1 protein-coding gene is annotated in these 1,301 nt (G+C 64.7%); it reads right to left on the reverse strand.

Annotation, left to right across the window (positions count from 1 at the left end; genetic code table 11):
- Positions 1-72: 72 nt before the first annotated feature.
- Positions 73-1,301, reverse strand: a 1,229-nt coding sequence (locus tag J5X86_RS50140; protein WP_243983375.1) for an LLM class flavin-dependent oxidoreductase, incomplete at its 5' end; no start/stop codon positions are given.

Raw genomic sequence — 1,301 nt, forward strand, 5'->3', positions numbered from 1 at the left:
TCGTGATCAGGAGGGTGCCGTTGTCGTGGCGTTCGGTGAGGATGTCGCCGGTGCCGTGGTTGTAGAGGTCGGTCATCGGCTGGTCTCCTTGTGGTGTGTGGGGTTGTGCTGGGAGTGGAACTGGCGGAGTGCTTCTTGGTGGGCGGGGCGTGCGGCTCGGATGTCGGCGAGTACGTCGTCGGCGGGGCGGACGACGTTGCGGGGGTTTTTGAAGTGGGGGATGACGTATTTGCCGAAGAGTTCGATCGAGCGCAGTAGCTGGTTGTGGGGGAGGCTGTCGACGCGTAGGACGAGTGCGTCGACGCCCATGTCGGCGTATCGCTGTACGTGTTCGATGCAGTGGTCCGGGTCGCCGACCATGAAGCCTTGGGAGCGTTCGAACATGTACTCCTCGTCGTCGAAGTCGATGTCTTTGACGGCGCCCATGTAGGCGTAGTCCTGTGAGAGCTTGGACAGTCGTTCGTAGGCGTCGGTGGAGAGTTTGGCCATCTCGAAGAGGGGTTTGGCCTCGGTGCGGGCCTGTGCTGTTGTCTCGGCGCAGTGCATGCCGCCTGCGATCGCGACCATCTTGCGTGGTGTGATCGGGTAGGGGTGGTCGGTGGCGGCGAGTGTCTTGTCGTAGAGCTTCACCATGTTCTCGACGAGGTCGAACCCGAGGTAGAGGCCGCCCATGATGGCGCCGATGCCCATGGTGGCCGCGGTCTCGACGGAGCTGGGGCTGCCGGCGGCGGCTGAGATGGGCGGGTAGGGCGTTTGGAGGGGCTTGGGGACCAGGCTGCGGGGCGGGATCTTGTAGTGCTCGCCCACGTAGGAGAACGGGTCGTCGAGGAAGGCGCGGCGGATGAGTTCGACGCCTTCTCGCCACTGGGACTTGTTCTCGGACGGGTCGACTTCGAACGCGCGCAGGGCGAGGGTGGTGTTGCCGCGTCCGGTGCCGAGTTCGACGCGGCCGTTGGAGAGGATGTCCTCGGTCGCGACGCGCTCGGCCACGCGCAGTGCGTGGTTCATCCGTGTCGGCAGCAGTGTCACGAGGTGGATGAAGCGGATCCGGCTGGTGAGAGCCATCAGGTACGGGTAGAGCACCTCCGGAGCGGAGACCGAGGCCGTCCCGAGGGCGACGTGCTGCTCGGAACTGCCGAAGGCGTCGAAGCCGACGCGCTCGGCGAGCAGTACCTCCTCGACCAGTTCCCGGTAGCGGTGCTCATGCGTGAGCCCGACCGGGGTGTCCCCCTCGGTCATGAGGATGAAGTCCATACCGACCCTTCCGTCGAATGTTATTCGCCGATAACGTAGGACGTAGC

The organism is Streptomyces sp. NEAU-YJ-81, from assembly GCF_017592595.1.
GTDB classification, from domain to species: Bacteria; Actinomycetota; Actinomycetes; order Streptomycetales; family Streptomycetaceae; genus Streptomyces; species Streptomyces hygroscopicus_B.